Source organism: Streptomyces glaucescens (assembly GCF_002154375.1).
GTDB lineage: Bacteria > Actinomycetota > Actinomycetes > Streptomycetales > Streptomycetaceae > Streptomyces > Streptomyces glaucescens.
This window is the reverse complement of sequence record NZ_MUND01000304.1, coordinates 1-1,624: the sequence shown is the minus strand read 5'-3', so window position 1 is coordinate 1,624 and position 1,624 is coordinate 1. Positions and strand designations below refer to the sequence as shown.

The 1,624-nt window shown below is 71.9% G+C and carries 1 protein-coding gene; it reads right to left on the bottom strand.

The genetic code is table 11. The features are described from left to right. A partial coding sequence (locus CCN42_RS20325) for a condensation domain-containing protein (protein ID WP_143661964.1) occupies positions 1–1,624 on the bottom strand: 1,624 nt, incomplete at both ends.

Here is a 1,624-nt window from a genome sequence, read left to right as displayed (position 1 = left end):
GCAGCATCACACCCACGAACGACTCGGCACGCACACCACTCGCGATCAGCCACCGCGCCACCCGGTTCGACCAGGCATCCAGCTCCGCATACGTCAGCGACCGCTCACCAGCCACCACCGCCACCGCGTCGGGCGTCCGCGCCGCCTGCTCACCGAACAGCACCGGCAACGACACACCACGCACATCACGCGTGACCCCGTTCCATTCCCCCAGCAGCCGCTCCCGCTCACCCGGAGCGAGCACCTCCACCGCACCCACCCGCGCGCCCGGATCCTCGGCGACGGCCACGAGGACGTGGACGAAGCGCTCGGCGATGCTCTGCGCGGTCTCCCGGTCGAACAGGTCGGTGCTGAAGTCCAGGGCGCCTCCGCTCTCCGAGAGGCGGAAGGAGAGGTCGAACTTGGCTGAGCCTGCTTCCACGGGCCGGCCCGTCACCTGGAGGCCGGGCAGGGAGGCGACGGCCGAAGCGGCGCCCTGCTCGGTGTTGTTGAGAACGAGCATGGTCTGGAAGAGGGGGTGCCGGGCGAGGGAACGCTCGGGGTTGACCGCCTCCACCAGCCGCTCGAACGGCAGGTCCTGGTGCGCGTAGGCCTCCAGGTCCGCGGTCCGCACCCGCTCGATCAGCTCCGCGAACGTCGGATCGCCGGAGGTGTCCGTGCGCAGGACGAGGGTGTTGACGAAGAAGCCGACCAGGTTGTCGAGCGCGTCATCCGTACGGCCCGCGATCGGCGTGCCCAGCGGAATGTCGGTGCCCGCACCCAGACGGGACAGCAGGCCGGCGAGCGCCGCCTGAAGCACCATGAAGACGCTGGCCCGGTGCTCGCGGGCGACCTCGGTCAGCCGCTCGTGCAGGTGGTCGGGGAAGGAGAAGGTGACCCGGTCGCCCGCGTAGGTCGCCGTGGCCGGGCGCGGCCGGTCGAACGGCAGGGTCAGTTCCTCCGGCAGCCCGGCCAGGGCCTGGGTCCAGTAACCGAGCTGGCGGGAGATCTCGCTGCCGGGGTCGTCCTCCGAGCCCAGCAGCTCGCGCTGCCACAGGCTGTAGTCCGCGTACTGCACCGGCAGCGGCTCCGTCGACGGGGCCTTGCCGGCCGTACGTGCCGCGTAGGCCGCCGACAGGTCGCGGGCCAGTGGTCCCATCGACCAGGCGTCGCCGGCGATGTGGTGCACGACGGCCAGGAGGACGTGGTCCTCGTTGCCCAGCTCGAACAGCCAGGCGCGGAAGGGAAGGTCGCGCGTCAGGTCGAACGGTGTCCGCGTGGCGCGCTGCAGCTCCTCGTCCAGGCCGTCGGTGTCGACGGTGACGACCTGCAGCTCCGACTCGGTGGCGCGGGCGGCGTCGAGGACCACCTGGTAGGCGCCCTCGGCGTCCTCCGCGAACACCGTCCGCAGGCTCTCGTGCCGCGCGACGACGTCGGCCAGCGCCCGGCGCAGGGCTTCGACGTCGAGGGCACCGGACAGCCGGAGGGCCACGGGAACGTTGTACGTGGCGCTCGGTCCCTCGAACTGGTGCAGGAACCACAGCCGCTGCTGGGCGAGCGAGAGCGGCAGCCGCTCGGGGCGCTCCGCCGTGGCGCGCAGCGGGGTACGCCCGTTCGCCGACCTGTCGAGTGCGGTGGTGAGTTC